The sequence below is a fragment of the Paenibacillus timonensis genome (assembly GCF_022427145.1).
In the GTDB taxonomy this organism is placed as follows: Bacteria; Bacillota; Bacilli; order Paenibacillales; family Paenibacillaceae; genus Fontibacillus; species Fontibacillus timonensis.
In genome coordinates this window covers 1-20,670 of the sequence record NZ_JAKSXN010000049.1, presented here as the reverse complement: position 1 = coordinate 20,670, position 20,670 = coordinate 1, and the positions used below count along the sequence as shown (strand labels likewise).

Genomic DNA, 20,670 nt, shown 5'->3' with positions numbered 1-20,670 from the left:
ACCATTCGAAGTGGAAGGCGCGAAGCCTTCCACTTCGAAAATCATAGGATTTGTGGGGAGAACAAATATGGATGAGACCTTATTGCAAGAACCCATTGTCCCAAAAGCAAAAAAGCGAAAACGGCAGCGGATTACCTGGTCCATCATTAAAGATCAGAGACAACTGATTTTCATGTCGGTCCCGTTATTGGCATATATCATTTTATTTGCTTATGTCCCGGTATGGGGCTGGACGATGGCGTTCCAAAACTATAAACCTGCTAGGAGCTTTGGACAGCAGGAGTGGATTGGTTTTAAGCAATTCAAGTTTCTGTTTACAGACGACAGCTTTATGCGTGTTCTTCGCAATACGCTGGGGATGAGTATTATCAACCTAGTATTGGGTTTTGTAACCGCTATCGTTTTGGCTTTGTTGCTGAATGAAATCAAGAATATTTTCTGGAAAAGAACCGTGCAGACGATCTCCTATTTACCGCACTTCTTGTCGTGGATTATTGTAACCGGGATCGTGGCCACCTCCCTTGCTTCCGACGGGATCATTAACGATGTACTCATGCGGTTGCACTTGATCAAAGAGCCGATTCTTTGGCTCAGCGAAGGCAAGTATTTCTGGGGCGTCGTTGGCGCTTCCCACGTCTGGAAAGAGGTCGGCTGGAATACGATCATTTATCTGGCCGCGATGGCTGCTATCGACCCGGCGCTCTACGAAGCAGCGGATATCGATGGAGCGAGCCGTTACCGGAAAATGTTCCACGTCACGCTTCCCGGCATCAAACCTACGATTGTCATTTTGTTGATTATGTCCATCGGTCATATTCTGGAGGCGGGCTTCGAGGTGCAGTACCTGCTTGGCAACGGTCTGGTCGTCGACTGGGCGGAAACGATCGATATCTTCGTACTAAAATACGGGATTGCTCAAGGCAACTACTCACTGGCTACCGCCGGCGGTATATTCAAAACGGTCGTTAGCGTAACCATGCTGCTCTTCGCGAACTGGATGGCGAAACGACTAGGGGAAGAGAGGCTGTTATAGAGATGGCAAACCAATCGATCAGCCCGGAGAGAGTATCTGCTGCCGCTTTGCAGAGACGGGTCGGAAGAGGCCGCATTGAACCGATTTTGTTCAATACTTTCAATACCGTTTTTATGATTATGCTGGTCATCGTCACGTTGTATCCGTTCTTAAACACGATTGTGGTGTCCTTTAATGCCGGCAATGATACGATTCGCGGCGGTCTCTACCTCTGGCCGAGACAGTTCACGATGCAGAACTACAAGGCGATCTTCGTTTCCGGGACGATTTATGATGCTTTTCTGATCTCGGTAGCAAGAACGGTGTTATCTACGCTTCTGAACATTTTCCTGACGACGATGCTGGCTTATACGTTAAGCCGGCGGGAATATGTATTTCGCAAACCGATAACGACGATCTTTGTATTGACGATGTATTTTAACGCCGGTTTGATTCCGGGGTACTTCCTGATGAAGGATCTGCACTTAATCAACACCTTCTGGGTTTATGTCGTTCCGTCGATGATTAGCGCATTTAACTTAATCGTCATCCGGACTTATATCGGCACGATCCCAGAAAGCTTAGTAGAGTCCGCAAGAATTGACGGTGCCGGTGATTTCAAAATCTTCTGGTCGATCATTTTTCCGCTATGTAAACCGGTATTGGCGACCATCGCGTTGTTCGTCGCCGTTGGGGCCTGGAACTCCTGGTTTGATGCGTTCCTGTATACCTCCTCCAGGCAGGAACTCAGTACTCTGCAATATGAGCTGATGAAGCTGTTGTCTTCCAGTATGAACGCGAACAGCAATCCGGCTGTCGCAAACGGTGCCGGCATGACCCAGGATTCGGCTGCTGCCATGGTAACTCCGTTGTCCATCCGGGCGGCGGTTACCGTCGTCGCTTCCGTTCCGATTCTGCTGGTGTATCCGTTCATGCAGAAATATTTCGTCGTTGGACTTAACGTAGGGAGTGTCAAAGAATAATGATGAAATCCCCTGTCTCTTACACGAATCCGATTTTACCCGGATTTTACCCCGACCCGAGCATCACTCGGGCCGGGGATGATTTTTATTTGGTGAATAGTTCGTTTGAATATTTTCCTGGTGTACCGATTTTTCACAGCCGGGATTTAATCCATTGGGAGCAGATCGGGCATGTGCTGGACCGGCCAAGCCAACTGGATCTTCGGGATCGGTTAAGCTCGGACGGCATTTATGCGCCGACGATTCGGCACCATAACGGCGTATTTTACATGATCACGACCGATGTGCGGGGGATCGGCAACTTTTACGTGACAGCTGCTGATCCCGCGGGCCCTTGGTCCGATCCGATCCGCATCCCTTATGGCGGCATTGATCCATCGCTGTTCTTCGATGACGACGGGAAGGTATACGTGACCGCGCAGCAAGGTGCCGATTACGATTCCCATGCCATCCAATACGAAATCGACATCACTACCGGCGAGGCGTTAAGCGAACCGGTCGTGATCTGGCGGGGGGACGGCGGGCCTTGGACGGAAGGACCGCATTTGTATAAAATCCGCGGAATGTATTACATCATGACCGCTTCGGGAGGCACCGCCAAGGATCACCGGGAAATCATCGGCCGCGGCCCCACGCCGTACGGCCCATTCGAGCTGTATGCGGAGCCGATCTTGACCCACCGCAGCATGGAGCATCCGATTCAATACCTCGGTCATGCGGACCTGATTGAAGACCCGAACGGCGATTGGTGGGCTGTGTTTCTCGGCGTACGCCTGGTTGGTTCCGGCTTCAGCGTGTTGGGCCGGGAAACGTTCCTGGCGCCGGTAACCTGGAATGAGGATGGCTGGCCGATGATCGACAACAACGAGGGACGCGTGCAGCTCCGGATGAGCGTGCCGCGGGTGCCGGGGAATGCATCCGAGAACGCCGGAGAACCCTCATTGGCGGAAAAAGATGATTTCGATCGGGATACGCTTTCTCCGGCCTGGACGTTCCTTCGCAATCCGGAGGAGGGGAGCTGGTCGCTGAGCGAACGCCCAGGTTGGCTGGCCTTGCGCGGCCAGGCTGCGGGGTTGAACGATGTGGCTTCGGTCGCTTTCGTCGGCAGAAGGCAGCAACGGACCACGGCGGAATGGAGCACGTTCCTGCAATTTAAAGGAATCCGGGACGGCGAAGAGGCCGGTCTGTGTGCTCGCCGCGATGAGGCCGCGCATTATGAGGTGTTTCTTACGCGGGACGACGGTCAGAACAAGGTTATTGCCCGATTGACCGTCCGCGGGGAGACGCGAGTCGCCGTGATCGTGCCCGTGTATACGGACTATGTGTATTTGAAAATCCGCTCGGACGAGAGCACATACACGCTTTGCTATTCTTTGGACGGCCGGCAGTGGACGGAATTGGCTTCGGAGACCGCCTTATCCTTGTCTCCCGAGGATTACGTCCGGAAGATGTGTTTTACCGGCGTTGTGGTCGGTTTATATGCGTCCGGCAACGGTGCGGCATGCGAGGCTCCGGCTTGCTTCGATTGGTTTGACATCCGTTAAGGCCGCGATAAGCAGAGGAGGAAACCAACATGAATCAAACGTTCAATTCGGTGCCGTCATTAAAGGGGCTGTTTGCGGCGGACTTTAAAATCGGGGCAGCGGTCAATCCATCGACGATCCGGACGCAGGAGTCTCTGCTGACTCATCATTTCAACAGCATCACCGCGGAGAACGAGATGAAATTCGTCAGTGTGCATCCGGAGGAGCAGACGTATACGTTCGAAGCTGCGGACCGGCTGGTCGAATTCGCCCGAGAGCACGGGATGGCCATGCGGGGACATACGCTGGTATGGCATAACCAGACGTCAGACTGGCTGTTCCGAGATCGCCAGGGCGGAACGGTAGGCAAGGATGTACTGTTGGGGAGGGTCCGGGAGCATATTCACGCCGTGGTGGGCCGCTACAAGAACGAGATTTACGCCTGGGACGTTGTCAACGAGGCGATCGCCGACGAGGGCGAGGCACTGCTGCGCACCTCCAAGTGGACGGAGATCGCGGGCCCCGACTTTATCGCGAAAGCGTTCGAGTATGCGCATGAAGCCGATCCGCAGGCCCTATTGTTTTATAACGACTACAACGAATCGAACCCGCAGAAGCGCGATAAGATTTACACGCTCGTCCAATCGCTGCTGGAGCAAGGGGTGCCGATTCATGGCGTCGGCTTGCAGGCCCACTGGAACTTGTTCGATCCGTCGCTGGATGAGATTCGGGCGGCGATTGAGAAATATGCTTCCTTGGGGTTGCAGCTGCAATTAACCGAACTGGATGTGTCGATGTTCCGTTTCGAAGACCGGCGAATCGACTTGACCGAGCCGGAGCCGGGCATGCTGGAGCGGCAAGCCGAACGTTATGAGTCCTTGTTCCGGCTGCTGCTGGAGTATCGTGATGTCATCAGCGGAGTGACCTTCTGGGGGGCGGCGGACGATTACACCTGGCTGGACGATTTCCCGGTCCGTGGCCGGAAAAACTGGCCGTTTCTATTCGACGCCTATCACCGTCCGAAGACGGCGTTTGAGCGCGTTGCGGCGCTGGCTGCGGAGAAACGGACATGAACGGGAGCAGGTTATACAAAGCATGGCTCCCGTATGGAAGCAAGCCGTTAGGTGACCCTTATGACACGTACCGTCAGTTGCTGGGCCGAATCGCCGTCGCGGAGGATCAACGCGGGATATGGGCTACGGCGATCGCCGAGCTAAGCGCAGGTTTGCAGGCGATGCTGGGGATCCGGCCGGAGGTGCTGAATGAAATTCCGTCTGCGGGCCCCTGCCTAGTACTTTATACGACAGCGGGGGATGCGTCCGGGCCGGAGTCCGGGCTGAAGTCCGAGCGGAATTCCTTCGAGCCGGCCAGGTGGAACGCCGGGCGGGATGGATTCAGGCTGAAGATGGATTCGGTAGATGGGGCACAGCGGCTGGAGTTGGCCGGCGGATCGGCAAACGGCGTATTGTACGGGGTATTTCGTCTATTGTTCGGCATCGCACAGGGCTGGGAACCGGACCGCCTAATTGCCGAGGAATACCCGGCAAATCCGCTGCGGATGATCAATCAATGGGATAATGCCGACGGGTCGATTGAGCGGGGATACGCGGGGGCATCGATCTTTTATCGGGATGGAGAGATTGTCCAGGATCTGCAGCGCGTTCGGGATTACGCGCGTTTGCTTGCTTCGGTGGGAATCAATGCGATTTCGATCAACAACGTGAACGTGCATGAACGGGAGACGCGGTGGATCACCGAGGAATCGCTGCCGGAGGTTGCCCGCGTGGCCGAAGTGTTTCGCGATTACGGCATTGCGGTGTTCCTGAGCATTAATTTTGCGGCACCGTTATCGCTAGGGGACTTGAACACGGCCGATCCGTTGGATTCGGAAGTTTGCCGGTGGTGGGCGGATGCCGCGGAGCGGATCTACCGGCAGATCCCGGATTTTGGCGGATTTGTGGTGAAGGCCGATTCGGAGCATCGCCCAGGCCCGTTCGCTTACGGACGAGACCATGCCGACGGCGCGAATATGCTGGCAGATGCCTTGGCCCCGCACGGCGGGTTGGTGATCTGGCGTTGCTTCGTCTACAATTGCATGCAGGATTGGCGGGACCGCTCGACGGATCGGGCCCGTGCCGCCTACGACCATTTCAAGCCGCTTGACGGCAGATTCCGCGGCAACGTACTGCTGCAGATCAAGAACGGGCCGATGGATTTTCAGGTGCGGGAGCCGGTATCGCCGTTGTTTGGCGCCATACGGCACACCAACCAGATGCTTGAATTCCAAATTACGCAGGAATACACCGGACAGCAGCGGCATCTGTGTTATCTGGTCCCGCAATGGAAGCAAGTGCTGGATTTCAACACGCATGCAGCGGACGCAGGTGCAGAGGTGAAACGCGTGGTGGACGGATCGTTGTTCGGCATGAAGTACAGCGGCGTGGCGGCGGTGTCCAACATCGGCGACGACGAGAGTTGGACCGGTCATCCGTTGGCGCAGGCCAACTTATTCGGCTATGGACGGCTGATCTGGAACCCGGAGCTCTCCGCGGAGACGATTGCCGAGGAATGGGCCGGCTTGACCTTCGGCAACGATCCGGAGGTGACCGGTCCGATCCGCGAAATGCTGATGGCCTCCTGGCCGATTTATGAGAGCTACACGGCACCGCTTGGCGTCGGCTGGATGGTGGTGCCGCATACCCACTATGGACCCGATGTTGACGGGTACGAGTATTCGCGCTGGGGGACGTATCATTTTGCCGATCGGGATGGAATTGGGGTCAACCGGACGATCGCCACGGGGACGGGATATACGTCGCAGTATTTCAGCCCGAACAGGGAGATGTACGATTCGTTGGATCAGTGTCCGGATGAGCTGCTACTGTTCTTCCACCATGTACCTTACAGCCACCGGCTGCATTCGGGGAAAACGGTGATCCAGCACATTTATGACGCGCATTTTGCCGGAGCCGAGGCGGCGGAAAGGCTGAAGAAAACCTGGGATGCAAAGGCGCTCCGGGATCGCGTCGATCCGCTGTTGCATGCGGCGGTGGCGGACCGGCTGGCCGAGCAGGCGGAACATGCCAAGCATTGGCGCGACGTCGTCAACACGTATTTTTACCGCAAATCCGGGGTACCGGACGAACGGGGAAGAACGATTTACTAAAGGAAAATTGCAAAAGGGAAAACGCTTTATTCTACGGGCGTTTTCGGTGTAGAATAGGAAGAGGCCCTTCTGGTTGGAAGGGCCTCTTTTGAAGTATGCAGCACCAATTGGAGACCTAGACATGCTACACTCTTGTGACTCGGAACGGAGTTATTGAGAAGCAGCGCTCACCACACTTTACTAGGAGGGAAGACCGATGAAATATCGGGAGCTTGGAAATACGGGGATAAAAGTCAGTGAGGTCAGCTTCGGCACTTGGGCCATCGGCGGCAGCTGGGGCAACACGAATGATGATGAGGCCTTGAAGGGCTTGGATAAAGCGATCGGGGAAGGCGTTAATTTCTTCGATACGGCGGATGTGTACGGCGACGGGCATGCGGAGCAGTTGCTCGCCAAAGCAACCAAGGGGAAGGAAGACGACATTTATATTGCGACGAAATTTTGCCGCGCCGGCGATATCCATGACCTGGAGACGTATTCGGAAGCGCGGGTGCGGGCCTATTGCGAAGCCAGCCTGAAACGGCTGGAGCGCGAGCGCATCGACCTGTATCAGATCCATTGCCCGCCATTGTCCGTGCTGAAGGACGGCCGGGTGTTCGAGGTGCTGGACAAGCTGCAGGCGGAGGGCAAAATCCGCCATTACGGCGTTAGCGTGGAGACGGTGGAAGAGGGCTTGTTCTGCTTAGGCGTTCCGGGAGTAAAAGCGCTGCAGGTCATCCTGAACCTGTTCCGCCAGAAGCCGCTGACGCAGCTGCTGCCGAAGGCACAGGAATCCGGCGTCGGCATTCTCGTGCGGCTTCCGCTGGCCAGCGGCCTGCTGACCGGCAAGTTCAAGCCGGACACGACGTTTGCTGCGGACGATCACCGCAGCTTTAATGCCAACGGCGAGCAATTCAACGTCGGCGAGACGTTTGCGGGCTTGCCGTTCGCCAAGGGCGTCGAGCTGGCGGCGCAACTGGACTGGATCGCCGAAGGCCGCGGCGACATGGCCCGCGCGGCGATGCGCTGGATTCTCGATCAGCCGGAAGTGACCTGCGTGATCCCCGGCTTCCGCAACGTACGCCAGGTCGAGGACAACCTCGGCGCGATCGACGTGCCTTCGTTCAGCGAAGCTGAGCTGATGCGGCTGGCCGCGTTCTACCAATCCGAGGTCGCCCAGCATATTCGCGGAGCTTATTAATTTGGTTGGGGCGCCTCGGTGACCGGATGGGCGAAATAAGGTGAAAAATTACCGCTATTTCGAACCGACCGTGGATACGCTGCTAAAGAGAAAGCCTCCCCTCAGCCTGTAATCAGGCTTGATGGGGGGCTTTTGCGCGTTCCGTGGCGGCCGCCTGTTCCAAGCGCAGGGTGTCGCGCCAGCTGCAGTAAGTGGCCCACGGGCTGCCGTCGTCCAGCAGCGCTTTGCAGGTGTAGATGCCCTCCTCGACGGAATCGACGCGCCCGGCAAGCTCCAGGCGGACCGCCCCGTTCAGTAACACCTGATTCACGTAGGCCGGATGTGCATCTCCCTGAAGCACCTGTTCGGTGACTTTCAGTTGCTTGGCCGCAGTCCAGACCGTGTCGTCTTCCTCCGGCAGCGGGGTGTCCAACCCGTAGGTCTCCGGATCGACCACGTGCAGTTTGGCTTCGCCGTCTCCTACGACATACGTGCGCGTCGGCCGATCGATAAACAGGTCCTCCGAGCCCTGCGCCCCCTGGACGATCAACGCTCTCCGATAATCCAGCTGCTCGATGAGCTGGGCCATCCGGTCGAACACCGTGTTATGGTATACGCCGTACACCAAAAAAGGCGAGTCGCTGAAGTCCAGCAGCTTTTCGATCGTATTCAGGATCGTCCGCAAGCCCAGTTCCTCGCGGATCGGACGAAGCTTCGCAAGCGGCGGGCACCACACCTCGGCCGGCACGAACCGGACTCCGGCAAAATCCGCCGGGCGGGCGGCGGGCGCCCATTCCATCAAGCGGCTATCGACGCCTAATTCGCTAAGTAAATCGGTTAGGGTCACGCCCCATTTCGGCGGAAGCGACGGGGTACCGTGCAGCGTGACGGGCAAACCTCCCGCGGCCAGCAGAAAGGAGGTGGCGAACGTCGCCATAAAGGAGGTGGTTCGGCCGTCGTAAGGCCCGGCGCAGTCCAACCCCTGCGGAATGGGCGAGCGATGGGCATGCTTGCGGAAGACGGTGACGAACGCCCTCAGCTCATCAACGCTCTCCAGCTTGATCCGCTGCGCCATGAAGAAGGCGCCGATTTGCGCCGGGGTCGCATGGCCTCCGATCATCAGCTCGGCGGTGCTCGCGGCCTCCTCGTAGGTCAGGTCGCGGGCGCCTCTTTTGCCTCGGCCTACTTCCTTCAGGATTTCTGTCATCGTCATCGGGAGCCCCCCTTTATTAAATTCCTTTCAAAATTTCAATTGCTGGTGGGCTTTGACGACCGAGGTCGCCACATCCACCATCCGTTTGCGTTCGTTCATCGCCCGCTTGCGCAGCAAATCGTAAGCTTCGGCTTCGGACACTTTGTTGACGCCGCACAGAATACTCTTGGCCATGTCGATCCACTTCCGTTCCTCCAGCCGGGAAACCAATTGGGCCCGTTCATCCTGCCAGGTCCGGCGTTCGAAGAAATGTTTGGCACTGAAATGAAGCGCCCAATGCAGCTCCGACGCCGTCATGGACGGGGAGAGCAGGCCGTCGACGGGGACCTCGGTTTCGCACGCCTCGAGCGAGGACGCTGCCGTGTCGGGGCTGCACCACCAGAGAAGCGGGAGCGGCTTCCACTTCAGCAGCAAGGTGCCCCAGCGCGGCATGCGCTCGATCGGCATATCTAGCACCGCGGCGTCCACCTCCTTGATCCGTTTGCGGATTTGCGGCTCCTGACAGGAGGAGAAGACCTGATACCCGCTCGTTTTGAGGAGGGTTTCGGGTTCAGCCAAGGGCAAAGACTTCAGGGGATCTGCCGGAGCAGTCCCGGGTAATGCAGCTTCGCGAATGACCAGTAAGAAGCGCATCGAGAGGTGATCCCTCCTATCCATAACGATGTGTTTCAAATCCAAGCGGGTGCTGAGCTTTAAAGCGATAAAGGATAAAGGTTTAAGGATTAAGCGTTGTTCCGAAGGTAAGGGAGGAAAGAAAACCTGACATTACATTTCAAATTTTAATGGATAAATGTATTTTCGCGCCTTTTTTCTGAAAAATCAATACATATGTCACAAAAACTTACACTAAAAATTTGATCACCATATTTTTATGTAATATATATTGACATCGCCACCATCCTCTTATATAGTAAATGACAACCAAACGCTTGATTCAAATTTGCATCATTCAAAATTCCATATTTGGAATGCCGGGTACAATGGGGTACCCGCAAGAAGCGGCAATGGAGCCTGTCTTCGCAATCCGTGGAAATACGCGAAAGCTGCGTGTTTCTAGGGGCGAAGCAGGCTTTTTGTGTTTTTTTGGAGATACGAGAAAGGGGAGATGGAGATGAACCGAAAGAAAAAAATGGTGTTGATCGGGAACGGGATGGCGGGAATGCGAACGGTGGAGCATGTATTGAAGCTGGCTCCGGAGGCGTATGAAATTACGGTGTTTGGCGCAGAACCGCATCCGAACTATAACCGAATCCTATTGTCCTCTGTACTTGCGGGCGGGGCGGACATGAAGGAGATCGTGATTAACGACCTGGCTTGGTACGAGGAAAATAAAATCCGGCTTCATCTGGGCGATGCGGTCGTCCAGATCGATACGAAGGAGCGCAAGGTTGTGTCGGCCTCCGGGGCGGAGGCCGATTACGACGCGCTGATCCTGGCCACGGGTTCGAACCCGTTCATCCTGCCGATTCCGGGAGCGCGCAAGGAAGGCGTGATCGGGTTCCGGGACATTAAGGATTGCGAGCGGATGATGGAGGCGTCCCGCAAATATAAGAAAGCCGCGGTCATCGGCGGCGGCCTGCTCGGCCTGGAGGCGGCCCGCGGCCTGCTGCATCTCGGCATGGACGTCTCGGTCGTGCACATTCACCCTTATTTGATGGAACGCCAACTCGACGAGCCGGCGTCGCGGATGCTGCAGCGCGAGCTGGAGGCACAGGGCATGAAGTTCCTGCTGCAGAAGCAAACGGCGAACATTTACGGCGGGCGTCGGGCCGAGGGTCTGGAGTTCGCAGACGGAAGCCGGCTCGAAGCCGATCTGGTCGTGATGGCCGTCGGTATCAAGCCCAACATCGAGCTGGCGAAAGAGGCGGGACTGGAGGTAGCGCGGGGCATCATCGTGAACGACTACTTGGAGACCAGCGCGCCGGGCGTTTACGCCGTCGGGGAATGCGCCGAGCATCGCGGCATTGCCTACGGGCTGGTCGCCCCGCTATATGAGCAGGGCAGCGTGCTGGCCAAGCGGTTGGCCGGTGCCGATACGGCCGGGTACGAAGGATCCGTGACTTCGACGAAGCTGAAGGTCTCAGGGGTGGACGTCTTTTCCGCCGGGTACTTCAATGACGCTCCGGGCACGCGCTCGCTGCGCATTCAGGACGAACTGGAGGGCACGTACCGCAAAATCGTCCTGCAGGACGACAGGCTGATCGGTGCGGTGCTGTTTGGGGATACGACGGACGGACCTTCGCTGTTCGCCAAGATCAAAAGCGGCGAATCCGTGGCCGGGAAGGAGAAGGAGCTGCTGCTCGGCTACGCCCCGGGGCAAGCAGGGGCAGGGGCCTCCTCCCCGAATGCCCGGCTGGCGGCGATGGCCGACGATGAAATCATCTGCGGCTGCAACGGCGTCACCAAAGGCACGATCGTCGATGCCGTGAAGGGCGGATGCGCCAGCGTAGGCGAGATTAAAGCATGCACGAAGGCGTCCGGCTCCTGCGGCGGGTGCAAACCGCTGGTGGAGGGACTGTTGCATTTATATGCGGAAGGCGACGTCAAGGCGGTGAAGGAAGGCATTTGCGGCTGTACGCCGCTGGGCCGCGACGAAATCGTTGCAAGCATCAAGGAGATGGGACTCAAAAGCGTGCGCGAGGTCATGAACGTGCTGGAATGGCGCGAATCGGAGGGCTGCTCCAAATGCCGTCCTGCGTTGAACTACTATCTGGGGATGTTGTGGCCGGCCGAATATGTGGACGAAAAAGAGTCCCGTTTCGCCAACGAACGGTACCACGCGAACATCCAGAAGGACGGAACCTTCTCCGTCGTGCCTCGGATTTACGGCGGCGTCACCTCCCCGGCCGAACTCAAACGGATCGCGGCGGTCGCGGAGAAATACGAGGTCCCGATGGTGAAGTTTACCGGCGGACAGCGGTTGGACCTGCTCGGGGTGAAGAAGGAGGATCTGCCGAAGGTGTGGGAGGAGCTGGACATGGCGTCCGGCCACGCGTACGGCAAAGCGCTGCGGACGGTGAAGACCTGTGTGGGCTCGACCTTCTGCCGGTTCGGCACGCAGGATTCCATCGGGATGGGCATCCGCTTGGAAAAGGCGTTCGAGCGGTTGAACACGCCGGGCAAAGTGAAGCTGGCGGTGTCGGGTTGCCCGCGGAACTGCGCCGAAGCGACGATTAAGGATCTTGGGGTTGTCGCCATCGACGGCGGATGGGAGATCCATGTCGGCGGCAACGGCGGCGTGAAGGTGCGGGCGGCGGATCTGCTCTGCGTGGTGAAAACCGAAGACGAGGTCGTCGAATGGACGGCCGCGTTCCTGCAGCATTACCGCGAGCAGGCGAACTGGAACGAACGCACCGCCCAGTGGGTCGAACGGGTAGGGCTGGACGCCATCAAGGCCGTGCTGGAGCAAGCCGGAGAACGCCAGGCTTTGGCTGCACGGATCGAGGATACCCTGAGCCGGACGACCGACCCGTGGAAGGAAATCATCGAAAACGAAGAGCTGCGCAAAAACTTCGAACCGCTGCAAGACGTGCAATTGCAAAATTCGTAATCTTTTCGAGGGGGAGAACTTATGTTGACTAAAATTCAGGTCGCCCGTTTGGACGACATTGATCGGCTCGGCTCGCGGACGGTGATGATCGAAGACAAAGAAGTCGCCATCTTCCGCCTCAGCGACGGCAGCGTCCACGCGGTCGAGAACCGCTGTCCGCACAAAGGCGGCAAGCTGTCGGAAGGGATGGTGTGCGGTTCGGCCGTGCATTGTCCCCTGCACGATTGGAAGATTAACCTGCACAGCGGACGCGTTCAAGAGCCGGATCACGGCGCGGTGACCGTCTATGAGACCGAAGTGGATGAAGCCACCGGAGCCATCTATATTTCGCTGTAGCATTACCTGAGATACCGCCGCAGATAAAGGAGTGGATGAACCATGGATTACGTTAAACCGGGGGAAGTACTTGGAGCAATGATCGAGACAGGGGAAAATAAAGCCAACCTCAGCATCTTGCAGCTGCTGGTAAAGGGATTTTTGGGCGGGGCAATCCTCGCTTTCGCCACAACCTTGGCGTTGACCGCGACGCAGCAAACCTCGCTGGGAATCGTGGGGGCGGTGATTTTTCCGGTAGGCTTCGTGATCATCGTACTGCTGGGCCTGGAGCTCGTCACCGGCAGTTTCGCTTTGATCCCGCTGGCGGTGCTGGAACGGCGCGTTTCGGTGAAGCGGATGCTGTCCAGCTTCGGCTGGGTGATTCTGGGGCATGTGATCGGCTGCGCCGTTTATGCGATCCTGTATGGGCTGACGATCACGAAAATGGGCACGGATCTGTCCCACCCGCTCGTACAGGCACTGATCCAAACGAGCGAAGCGAAGACCCTGGCCTATAAGCATATGGGGGGCAGCGGGCTGGCGCTGGTCACCATCAAAGCGGTTCTGTGCAATTGGATGGTGACGCTTGGCGTGGTCATGGCTATGACCTCGAAATCGACGGCCGGCAAAATTGCGGCGATGTGGCTGCCGATTCTGATCTTTTTTGCGCAGGGGTTCGAGCATGCCGTCGTCAATATGTTCGTCATTCCGGCGGGGATGCTGCTCGGGGCGAACGTCAGCTTGGCCGACTGGTGGCTGTGGAACCAGATTCCCGTCCTGATCGGCAACTTTCTGGGGGGCGTCGTGTTTACCGGTCTGATGTTGTATGTCGCGCAAAAGGGTACCTTGCGGCATAAGGTAGGGGTTCGGGCTGCCGCAACGGAGACGGTCGAGCCGGACGGCCGTGCGTTGTCCGTGGCGGGGGAACGCCTATGAAGGGCCCCGGAACGGTGAGTATTGTCGGAGCGGGCCCCGGCGACCCCGAGCTGATCACGGTCAAGGCGGTGAACCGGCTGCGCGAAGCCGAGGCCGTGTTGTACGACCGCCTCGTCAGCGAAGAGCTGCTAGCGTACGCCGGGCCTTACGCGGAGCTGGTTTACTGCGGCAAGGCGCCGGGACGCCATGCGATGCCGCAGGAGGACATCCACCGGCGGCTGGTCCGATACGCCTTGGAAGGGAAACGGGTGGTGCGCCTGAAAGGCGGCGACCCCTTCGTCTTCGGGCGCGGCGGGGAAGAGGCGCTGGCGCTGGCGGCCGCGGGAATCCCCTATGAGGTGATTCCCGGCATCACGTCGGCGCTCGGCGCGGCGGCTTCCGCCGGCGTGCCGCTGACGCACCGCGGGGCGGCCGCCTCCTTCGCCTGCGTAACCGGCAGCCGCTGCCCCGGCGACACCCAGCCGGTTCGCTGGGACCTGCTGGCGCAAAGCGTCGACACGCTGGCGATTTATATGGGCGTCAGCCAGCTTGCCGCCATCCGCGGGGAGCTGCTCCGCCACGGCAAGCCGGCCCAGACGCCGGTCGCGTTGATCGAAAGCGGCACGACCCGCAGGCAGCGCACGTTTACCTGCACCTTGGACGATATGCACAAGCTGGCTGCTGCCGTGAAGCTCAGCAACCCGGCGCTCATCCTCGTCGGCGAAGTCGTGCGCGTCCGCGAGCAGTTGCAGTTATTCGAACTTCAGGCGGAAGTGTATTACGGGTCGTAAGAGGCCGTCTAGTTGAAAATGAACTGCACTTTTACATTTCGCCACCAGGTTCAGCAAGCCTGCCGGGTGAAAAATGGCCAAAAGGAGCGCGTGATCAGCGCGGCCCTTTTGGCCTTTTTGGGCTTATGGCTATATGGCTTATGATTCTGCTTCGCTCAATGCGAGCAGCTCGCTGACCGTGACCAGCCGATACCCGGCGGCCGTCAGCTCGGCAGCCAGGATCCGCACGGCTTCAATGGTTTGGGAACGATCGTCGAAGCCGTCATGGAACAGCAGGAAGCTGCCCGGGCGAACCTGCTCCCGCGTCTTTTCCACGATGTGCGTGACGCCGGGCATCTCCCAGTCCGTTGCCGTGCCGTTCACCGCCCCGATCGCGGGATACCCGAATTCGCCGGCGGTGATCGCGGCAACCTCCTCGGAAGTATCGATATAAGGCGGACGGTAGACCTTCGGTTTGGCCCCGGTCACCCGCCGGATCAGCTCCTCCGTCAGTTGCAATTCCCGGCGAACTTCTTCGGAGCTCAGTTCGGGCAGGTGCGGGTGCGTGTAAGTGTGGTTGCCGATCTCATGGCCTTGCTCGTGAACGGCCTTCGCGGTTTCCAGGCTTTTCTCGATCTGCGTGCCGATCATGAAGAAGGTCGCTTTTCCTTGTACTTCCCGGAAAATTTCCAGAACCTGCGGGGTATACAGCGGATTGGGGCCGTCGTCGAACGTAAAGGCGACGGCTTTTTCCCGGACGGAAACTTCATTGATCACTTGATAGCTAGACATGTCTCTTCGCATCTCCTTTGGCGTGGAGTGAAGCTTCGTTTTCTTCTCCTTCCCTTATTCTCTTCGCTGGCGTCGTATTCCTTCCTTTTTTGCGACTCCTACCCCCGCATTTGGCCGCGACCCGTTATAATAAGGAAAAACTTACCGCAAGAGAGGTGACGGAATGAGGAAAACCATCTTACTCATCGAAGACGACCGCGAAATCAGCGAACTGATTCGTCAGCATCTGCGGCAGTATCCGATCAGCCGTCGGCGGTTATTCTTGGCGAAGATCGTGTTTATCGGGATGGCGGTGTTTGCCGTATCGTTGATGAGTTTCTTGTTGAGCGGCGTGACGACCTACTTGCTGAATGAAGCGTACGGCTTCCTGGAGGACTCGCTCACAGGAGCCGAAATCGCCGCATTCCTGTGGCAGATGCTCGTCAGCTCCGCGATCTCCGCGCTGATCGGGCTGGTTCCCTTGTTCTACTTCGGCGTCATCCGGCGGGCGACGATTCCGGCCGTCCTCTGCGCTCTTATTTTGATGCAGGCGCAAAACTTCTCGTATATGTTCGATTTCAATCAAGGGTTGATCATTGGGGGATTCGCCTTGCTGGGGTTGCTGAACGCGGTGCTAACGCTTCGCACCATTGATCGGGTCGGGGATTATTAATTCATAAACGTCAAAAACGGTTGGTACAGGAGGCGAGGGTTCCTCCGATACCAACCGTTTTTCTATGTCTCGCCATTGTACTCTGCGTTTAAAGCGAGACGACCAGAACGTACCGGCAGCTGTATGACGCGCCGGCGTCAAGCTCAGCTCCTGCGGGAAGGCGCTTCCGCCTAGACGCCGGAATAAGCCATGAATCCGCCGTCGACCGGAATGACCGTGCCGGTGACGAAGCCGGACGTCTCGGCGTCCGCCAGCCACAGCAGCGTGCCCAGCAAATCCTCCGGAACGCCGAATCGGCGCATCGGGGTATGGGTGATGATTTTATGCGAACGTTCGGTTAGCGATCCGTCCGGGTTCGTCAGCAAGTTGCGGTTCTGTTCGGTCAGAAAAAATCCCGGTGCGACCGAATTCACGCGAATGCCGGATTCCGCCAAATGCACGGCCAGCCACTGCGTCAGATTGTTGATCGCTGCTTTGGCCGCGCTATAAGCCGGAACTTTCGTCATCGGGCTGTACGAGCTCATGGAGGAGATGTTGATGATCGTCGCGCCGGGCCGCCCGATCATTTCTTTGGCGAAAATTTGCGTCGGGATCAACGTCCCGGTGAAGTTTAAGTCAAGAACGCCGCGAACGCCGGGGATGCTGAGGTCAAAAAAACTGGTGACGTCGGGATTCGCGTCATCCCCCAGTCGAAAAATCTCATTTGTCGTATTCGCACTGGCATTATTGCCGCCGGCCCCATTGACTAGAATATCGCACGGGCCATAAAGCTCCCGAACGGCCGCTTCAGCTGCCTTAACGCTCTCGGCGTCCGTCACGTCGCAGGCGAATGCGGCCGCCGTGCCGCCGTCGGCGCGAATTTGTTCCGCTACGGCTTCTCCCTTGGCGAGCGTGCGGTTCAAGATCGCTACCTTTGCCCCCTGGCGGCCCAGCTCGCGGGCCATCGCCCGGCACAGGATCCCGGCGCCGCCGGTAATGACGGCCGTTTTGCCGGCCAATGCGGGATGTACTGGCAAGTTGCTCATCGGTTGCTCCACTCCTTTTTTCACCGTTAATGAAGGAAGATCGATTAGTTCAGCTGGTCGGACTGCTTGGCATATGCGTCCCACAAGCCCCACAGATACATGATGCCGAGCGCCCGGTCGTACAGGCCGTACCCCGGACGGCATTCCTCGCCCCAGATGTGTCGGCCGTGGTCGGGACGGGCATACCCCGTGAACCCGGTGTCAAAATACGCTTTGACAATGCCGGCGATATCGACGGTGCCGTCCTGGGTCCGGTGCGACGTTTCCATGAAATCGCCGTTGTCGAACACGCGCACGTTGCGGATATGGGCAAACGGGATCCGGTCATGGAATTCATGGATCATCGCGATGATATCGTTGTCCGGATTGGCTCCGAGCGACCCGCTGCATAACGTGATTCCGTTAGAAGGGCTGTCGACCAGCTTCAGGAAGCGGCGCAGATTTTGCTGGCTGGTGATGATGCGCGGCAGTCCAAAGATCGACCACGGCGGGTCGTCTGGGTGAATGGCCATCTTAATCCCGTGCTGCTCGGCCACCGGAACGATTTCCTTCAGGAAATACTCCAGGTTGCGCCAAAGACCCTCTTCCGTAACGCCGCGATACGCTTCGAACAGGGAGGTCAATTGCGTGAGCCGCTCCGGCTCCCAGCCGGGCATCGTCAGCGCGCTGTTTTGGTTGATGACCTTTACCAGCTCGAACGGATCGATATTGTGAATGCGGGCTTTTTCATAAAATAACGCCGTCGAACCGTCCCCCGACGCCTTATGCAAATCGGTACGCAGCCAGTCGAAGATCGGCATGAAGTTATAGCAGATCACCTTGACGCCCACCTTGGCGACTTTCTCGATCGTCCGCTTGTAGTTTTCGATGTACCGGTCGCGCGACGGTAAGCCCAGCTTAATGTCCTCGTGCACGTTGACGCTCTCCACAACCTCCAGGTGAAAACCGTAGCGATCCGCTTGCCGCTTCACTTCCTCGATTTTGTCCATCGGCCATTCGTCCCCCGCGGGCACGTCGTGCAGCGACCATACCAAGCCCTCCACCCCGGGGATTTGCTTGATCTGATCCAGCGTTACCGTGTCGTTGCCTTCGCCGAACCAGCGAAATGTCATTCGCATCCCTTCACCGCCTATCTGGTTATTTGCGAAGCGTTAGCTTTGCTTAAAATAGTCCGGATACCGCTCCTGCAGTACCGGCAAATTGGAAATGCTGAGATGCAAATGCTCCATCATCAACCGGTCGGCCCGGTCGGCGTCACCGCTGGCGATCGCTTCGCGCATGGCTTGATGCTGTTCGTAAAGATTCTCCCAATGCGGATCGGTCGTCAGCCACAGCACCCGCGTCCGGTTGAGATGGGCGTTCATCTGTTGGATGACGTCCCAGGTGCCCAGCTTGCGGCAGCCGGCGAATAGAATGCGGTGGAACTCCTCATCCAGCGCAAACATCGCGTGATTGTCGTGCCGGCGGATGCTGTCCTGCTGGCGGGCCAGGTTGTCGGCCAGCGCGGCCAGCGCTTCTTCCGGGAACCGTTCGCAGGCGAGCCGGATCACGGCGCGCTCCAGCTGTTCCCGCATAAACCGCGCTTCCTCCACGAGCTCGGGGTCGATCAGCGATACCCGCGTGCCGCGTTGCGGCAGGACGACCACCAGCCCCTCCTGCGCCAGCCGCACGAAGCTTTCCCGAACCGGAGTTCGGCTGACTTGAAAGGCCAGCGACATTTCTTTTTCGGATAGGGTCGTTCCCGGCGGCAGCTCCAGCGTGACAATTTGCTCCTTCAGCTTGGCATACACCGCGTTCCCCGCCGATCCCGGCTGCGTCAGCCATTTGTCGCTCATCCCGTCACCTCCTTTTGATCTAGGTTGTGGTCTAGGTTTGGTCTAGCTCTAGCCGTTGCTCATACACTTGCTCATACTCGTACCCATCCTCGTACCCATCCTCAACTCATCTAACTACCATACTTGTATGGTAGTATGGAACGTTGTGGTTTGCAAGCAAAAAATCAACGCGTTTCGCACCTTTTTGAATGCGCATACACCTGCGCGGCTATTGAGCTCGATTTGGATAAATAAAAGCGCGAAATGCACATGGAATCTCTCGGGCGATGCGTGTTACGTTTACGTTGATATCTCGACAAAACAAGCTGAAACGAGGAGGAGGCGGCAAATACATGAGGGAGCGCCAAGGAGCTTTCTATACCGGAAAATATCGGAACTTGCTGGCGGAATACGGCTATGGGGAGGAGGCGGTCCGGCGTCGGCTGGACGAAACGTGGAAGCAATTATTTGAAGGGGACGAGGAGACGCGCATCTATTACCCTTCCGGCGAGGATATGGGTTATATGCTGGATACGGGGAACCTCGACGTGCGAACGGAGGGCATGTCTTACGGAATGATGATGGCCGTTCAATACGACCGTCAGGACGTGTTCGACCGGTTATGGAAATGGACGATCACTTATATGTACATGACCGAAGGGGAGAACGCCGGTTATTTCGCCTGGTCCTGCGCACCGGACGGCAAACGTCTGTCGAACGGGCCGGCGCCGGACGGCGAGGAGTATTTTGCACTGGCGCTGCTGTTTGCCTCCCACCGCTGGGGCGACCGGGAGGTGCCGTTCAACTATGGCACCCAGGCGCGGGACTTGCTGCGTACCTGTCTGCACCAGGGGGAAGACGGAGTTGGTGATCCTATGTGGAATCCGGACAACAAGCTGATCAAGTTTATCCCGAACTGCGAGTTTTCCGATCCATCCTATCATCTGCCTCATTTTTACGAGCTGTTTGCGCTGTGGGCGTATCCGGAGGACCGGTCGTTCTGGAAGGATGCGGCCGAGGCGAGCCGGCAATACCTGCACCTCTCCTGCCACCCGGTCACGGGGCTAGCGCCGGAGTATGCGTATTATGATGGAACGCCGAATAACGAGCGGGGGTTCGGCCACTTTTATAGCGATGCCTATCGGGTGGCGGCTAATCTTGGCCTCGACTGGGAGTGGTTCGCCGCCGATCCTTGGCAGCGGGAGACGGCGGGCAAAATTCAGGCGTTCTTCGCCGATAAGGAGCCGGAGGATTATCGCCGCTACACGATATCGGGCGAGCCGTTCGAGGAACCAGCGCTTCACCCGGTCGGATTGCTTGCCACCAATGCGATGGCGTCGCTGGCAGCCGAAGGCCCCCAAGCGAAAGCGAGCGTCGAGCTGTTCTGGAACACTCCGGTTCGAACCGGCAAACGTCGCTATTACGACAATTGCCTCTACCTGTTCGCGCTGCTGGCGTTAAGCGGAAACTACCGGATTTGGATGCCGCGGAACGAAGCGTAATCGGACGAGGGATGGCGGTGAACATGAGGCGGAAGCGTTTCGAGGCTCCAGACTGACCTCCACGTCTTTGCGGTCCGTTCCAGCTTCCAAAAACACATAAAACGCAAAAAACGCGTGCCCGGAACTTCTTCCGTGGCTCGCGTAATCTGTGTTCCCGGCGATATGTTGGATCACGTGCAACATTTTATCGGGTATGATCGGCCAGTATCCAAAAATGTTGTAAAAACTGCAACATTTCACTAGGCCTAACTGGCCCGTCTCGAATAATGTTGTAAAAAC

18 protein-coding genes are annotated in these 20,670 nt (G+C 57.6%); 12 read left to right on the top strand and 6 right to left on the bottom strand.

Features of this window, described 5'->3' with window-relative positions; all coding sequences use genetic code 11:
- The first annotated feature begins 67 nt into the window (after positions 1-67).
- The 6 genes from MJ257_RS18105 to MJ257_RS18080 all read left to right on the top strand — a co-directional run bounded on the left by MJ257_RS18105 (position 68) and on the right by MJ257_RS18080 (position 7,864).
- Entirely contained in the window at positions 68-1,033 is a 966-nt protein-coding gene (locus MJ257_RS18105; RefSeq protein ID WP_240270553.1) for an ABC transporter permease, read from the top strand.
- 2 nt (positions 1,034-1,035) lie between these two features.
- Positions 1,036-1,995: a carbohydrate ABC transporter permease gene (locus tag MJ257_RS18100; RefSeq protein ID WP_240270552.1), complete on the top strand. Its 960-nt coding sequence runs from the start codon at positions 1,036-1,038 to the stop codon at positions 1,993-1,995.
- A complete protein-coding gene (locus MJ257_RS18095) occupies positions 1,995-3,539 on the top strand; it encodes a glycoside hydrolase family 43 protein (RefSeq protein ID WP_372489849.1) in 1,545 nt (514 codons plus the stop codon). Before MJ257_RS18100 ends, MJ257_RS18095 begins: the two co-directional genes overlap by 1 nt.
- A 29-nt stretch (positions 3,540-3,568) precedes the next feature.
- Entirely contained in the window at positions 3,569-4,591 is a 1,023-nt protein-coding gene (locus MJ257_RS18090; RefSeq protein ID WP_240270551.1) for an endo-1,4-beta-xylanase, read from the top strand.
- A complete protein-coding gene (locus tag MJ257_RS18085) occupies positions 4,588-6,684 on the top strand; it encodes an alpha-glucuronidase family glycosyl hydrolase (RefSeq protein ID WP_240270550.1) in 2,097 nt (698 codons plus the stop codon). The genes MJ257_RS18090 and MJ257_RS18085 overlap by 4 nt, the downstream gene beginning before the upstream one ends.
- A gap of 196 nt (positions 6,685-6,880) precedes the next feature.
- A complete protein-coding gene (locus MJ257_RS18080; protein WP_240270549.1) occupies positions 6,881-7,864 on the top strand; it encodes an aldo/keto reductase in 984 nt (327 codons plus the stop codon).
- Positions 7,865-7,976: 112 nt separating this feature from the next.
- Here MJ257_RS18080 and MJ257_RS18075 read toward each other — a convergent pair whose 3' ends face one another.
- Entirely contained in the window at positions 7,977-9,056 is a 1,080-nt protein-coding gene (locus MJ257_RS18075) for an anthranilate phosphoribosyltransferase (protein ID WP_240270548.1), read from the bottom strand.
- A 27-nt stretch (positions 9,057-9,083) separates the two neighbouring features.
- Positions 9,084-9,689, bottom strand: a complete 606-nt coding sequence (locus tag MJ257_RS18070; RefSeq protein ID WP_240270547.1) for an ANTAR domain-containing response regulator — start codon at positions 9,687-9,689, stop codon at positions 9,084-9,086.
- Between the two features lie 478 nt (positions 9,690-10,167).
- Between MJ257_RS18070 and nirB the strand changes: the two genes are divergently transcribed.
- Genes nirB through cobA form a run of 4 tightly spaced genes read left to right on the top strand, consistent with a single transcriptional unit; the run spans position 10,168 to position 14,627 of the window.
- The gene (nirB, locus tag MJ257_RS18065) at positions 10,168-12,606 is read left to right on the top strand and encodes a nitrite reductase large subunit NirB (protein ID WP_240270546.1); all 2,439 of its coding nucleotides are present in this window, start codon (positions 10,168-10,170) and stop codon (positions 12,604-12,606) included.
- Between the two features lie 21 nt (positions 12,607-12,627).
- Positions 12,628-12,942, top strand: a complete 315-nt coding sequence (gene nirD, locus MJ257_RS18060; RefSeq protein ID WP_178023866.1) for a nitrite reductase small subunit NirD — start codon at positions 12,628-12,630, stop codon at positions 12,940-12,942.
- Between the two features lie 42 nt (positions 12,943-12,984).
- Complete coding sequence (locus MJ257_RS18055; RefSeq protein WP_240270545.1) at positions 12,985-13,857, top strand: formate/nitrite transporter family protein; 873 nt, start codon at positions 12,985-12,987, stop codon at positions 13,855-13,857.
- A complete protein-coding gene (gene cobA, locus MJ257_RS18050) occupies positions 13,854-14,627 on the top strand; it encodes a uroporphyrinogen-III C-methyltransferase (RefSeq protein WP_240270544.1) in 774 nt (257 codons plus the stop codon). The genes MJ257_RS18055 and cobA overlap by 4 nt, the downstream gene beginning before the upstream one ends.
- Positions 14,628-14,765: 138 nt before the next feature.
- Here the strand turns inward: cobA and MJ257_RS18045 are convergent, their stop codons facing one another.
- Positions 14,766-15,398, bottom strand: coding sequence for a polysaccharide deacetylase family protein (locus MJ257_RS18045; protein ID WP_240270543.1), 633 nt, complete (start codon positions 15,396-15,398; stop codon positions 14,766-14,768).
- A 163-nt stretch (positions 15,399-15,561) separates the two neighbouring features.
- Between MJ257_RS18045 and MJ257_RS18040 the strand changes: the two genes are divergently transcribed.
- A complete protein-coding gene (locus MJ257_RS18040) occupies positions 15,562-16,050 on the top strand; it encodes an ABC transporter permease (RefSeq protein WP_240270542.1) in 489 nt (162 codons plus the stop codon).
- 170 nt (positions 16,051-16,220) lie between these two features.
- On the opposite strand, the gene MJ257_RS18035 is transcribed toward MJ257_RS18040, so the two are convergent.
- The 3 genes from MJ257_RS18035 to MJ257_RS18025 are packed head-to-tail and all read right to left on the bottom strand — an operon-like array spanning position 16,221 to position 18,910.
- The gene (locus tag MJ257_RS18035; RefSeq protein ID WP_240270541.1) at positions 16,221-17,075 is read right to left on the bottom strand and encodes an SDR family oxidoreductase; all 855 of its coding nucleotides are present in this window, start codon (positions 17,073-17,075) and stop codon (positions 16,221-16,223) included.
- Positions 17,076-17,119: 44 nt separating this feature from the next.
- Positions 17,120-18,193 (bottom strand): mannonate dehydratase, encoded by a 1,074-nt coding sequence (gene uxuA / locus MJ257_RS18030; RefSeq protein WP_240270540.1) that lies wholly within the window; start codon positions 18,191-18,193, stop codon positions 17,120-17,122.
- A 33-nt stretch (positions 18,194-18,226) separates the two neighbouring features.
- A complete protein-coding gene (locus MJ257_RS18025) occupies positions 18,227-18,910 on the bottom strand; it encodes a GntR family transcriptional regulator (RefSeq protein WP_240270539.1) in 684 nt (227 codons plus the stop codon).
- Between the two features lie 332 nt (positions 18,911-19,242).
- Here MJ257_RS18025 and MJ257_RS18020 point away from each other — a divergent pair, with 332 nt between their 5' ends.
- On the top strand, positions 19,243-20,391 hold the full coding sequence (locus MJ257_RS18020) for a family 8 glycosyl hydrolase (RefSeq protein ID WP_240270538.1): 1,149 nt from the start codon (positions 19,243-19,245) through the stop codon (positions 20,389-20,391).
- Positions 20,392-20,670 lie beyond the last annotated feature (279 nt).

Coding starts and splice junctions, on each gene's coding strand:
- MJ257_RS18105 (WP_240270553.1), top strand. CDS start 68: ATGGATGAGACCTTATTGCAAGAACCCATTGTCCCAAAAGCAAAAAAG.
- MJ257_RS18100 (WP_240270552.1), top strand. CDS start 1,036: ATGGCAAACCAATCGATCAGCCCGGAGAGAGTATCTGCTGCCGCTTTG.
- MJ257_RS18095 (WP_372489849.1), top strand. CDS start 1,995: ATGATGAAATCCCCTGTCTCTTACACGAATCCGATTTTACCCGGATTT.
- MJ257_RS18090 (WP_240270551.1), top strand. CDS start 3,569: ATGAATCAAACGTTCAATTCGGTGCCGTCATTAAAGGGGCTGTTTGCG.
- MJ257_RS18085 (WP_240270550.1), top strand. CDS start 4,588: ATGAACGGGAGCAGGTTATACAAAGCATGGCTCCCGTATGGAAGCAAG.
- MJ257_RS18080 (WP_240270549.1), top strand. CDS start 6,881: ATGAAATATCGGGAGCTTGGAAATACGGGGATAAAAGTCAGTGAGGTC.
- MJ257_RS18075 (WP_240270548.1), bottom strand. CDS start 9,056: ATGACGATGACAGAAATCCTGAAGGAAGTAGGCCGAGGCAAAAGAGGC.
- MJ257_RS18070 (WP_240270547.1), bottom strand. CDS start 9,689: ATGCGCTTCTTACTGGTCATTCGCGAAGCTGCATTACCCGGGACTGCT.
- nirB (WP_240270546.1), top strand. CDS start 10,168: ATGAACCGAAAGAAAAAAATGGTGTTGATCGGGAACGGGATGGCGGGA.
- nirD (WP_178023866.1), top strand. CDS start 12,628: ATGTTGACTAAAATTCAGGTCGCCCGTTTGGACGACATTGATCGGCTC.
- MJ257_RS18055 (WP_240270545.1), top strand. CDS start 12,985: ATGGATTACGTTAAACCGGGGGAAGTACTTGGAGCAATGATCGAGACA.
- cobA (WP_240270544.1), top strand. CDS start 13,854: ATGAAGGGCCCCGGAACGGTGAGTATTGTCGGAGCGGGCCCCGGCGAC.
- MJ257_RS18045 (WP_240270543.1), bottom strand. CDS start 15,398: ATGTCTAGCTATCAAGTGATCAATGAAGTTTCCGTCCGGGAAAAAGCC.
- MJ257_RS18040 (WP_240270542.1), top strand. CDS start 15,562: ATGAGGAAAACCATCTTACTCATCGAAGACGACCGCGAAATCAGCGAA.
- MJ257_RS18035 (WP_240270541.1), bottom strand. CDS start 17,075: ATGAGCAACTTGCCAGTACATCCCGCATTGGCCGGCAAAACGGCCGTC.
- uxuA (WP_240270540.1), bottom strand. CDS start 18,193: ATGCGAATGACATTTCGCTGGTTCGGCGAAGGCAACGACACGGTAACG.
- MJ257_RS18025 (WP_240270539.1), bottom strand. CDS start 18,910: ATGAGCGACAAATGGCTGACGCAGCCGGGATCGGCGGGGAACGCGGTG.
- MJ257_RS18020 (WP_240270538.1), top strand. CDS start 19,243: ATGAGGGAGCGCCAAGGAGCTTTCTATACCGGAAAATATCGGAACTTG.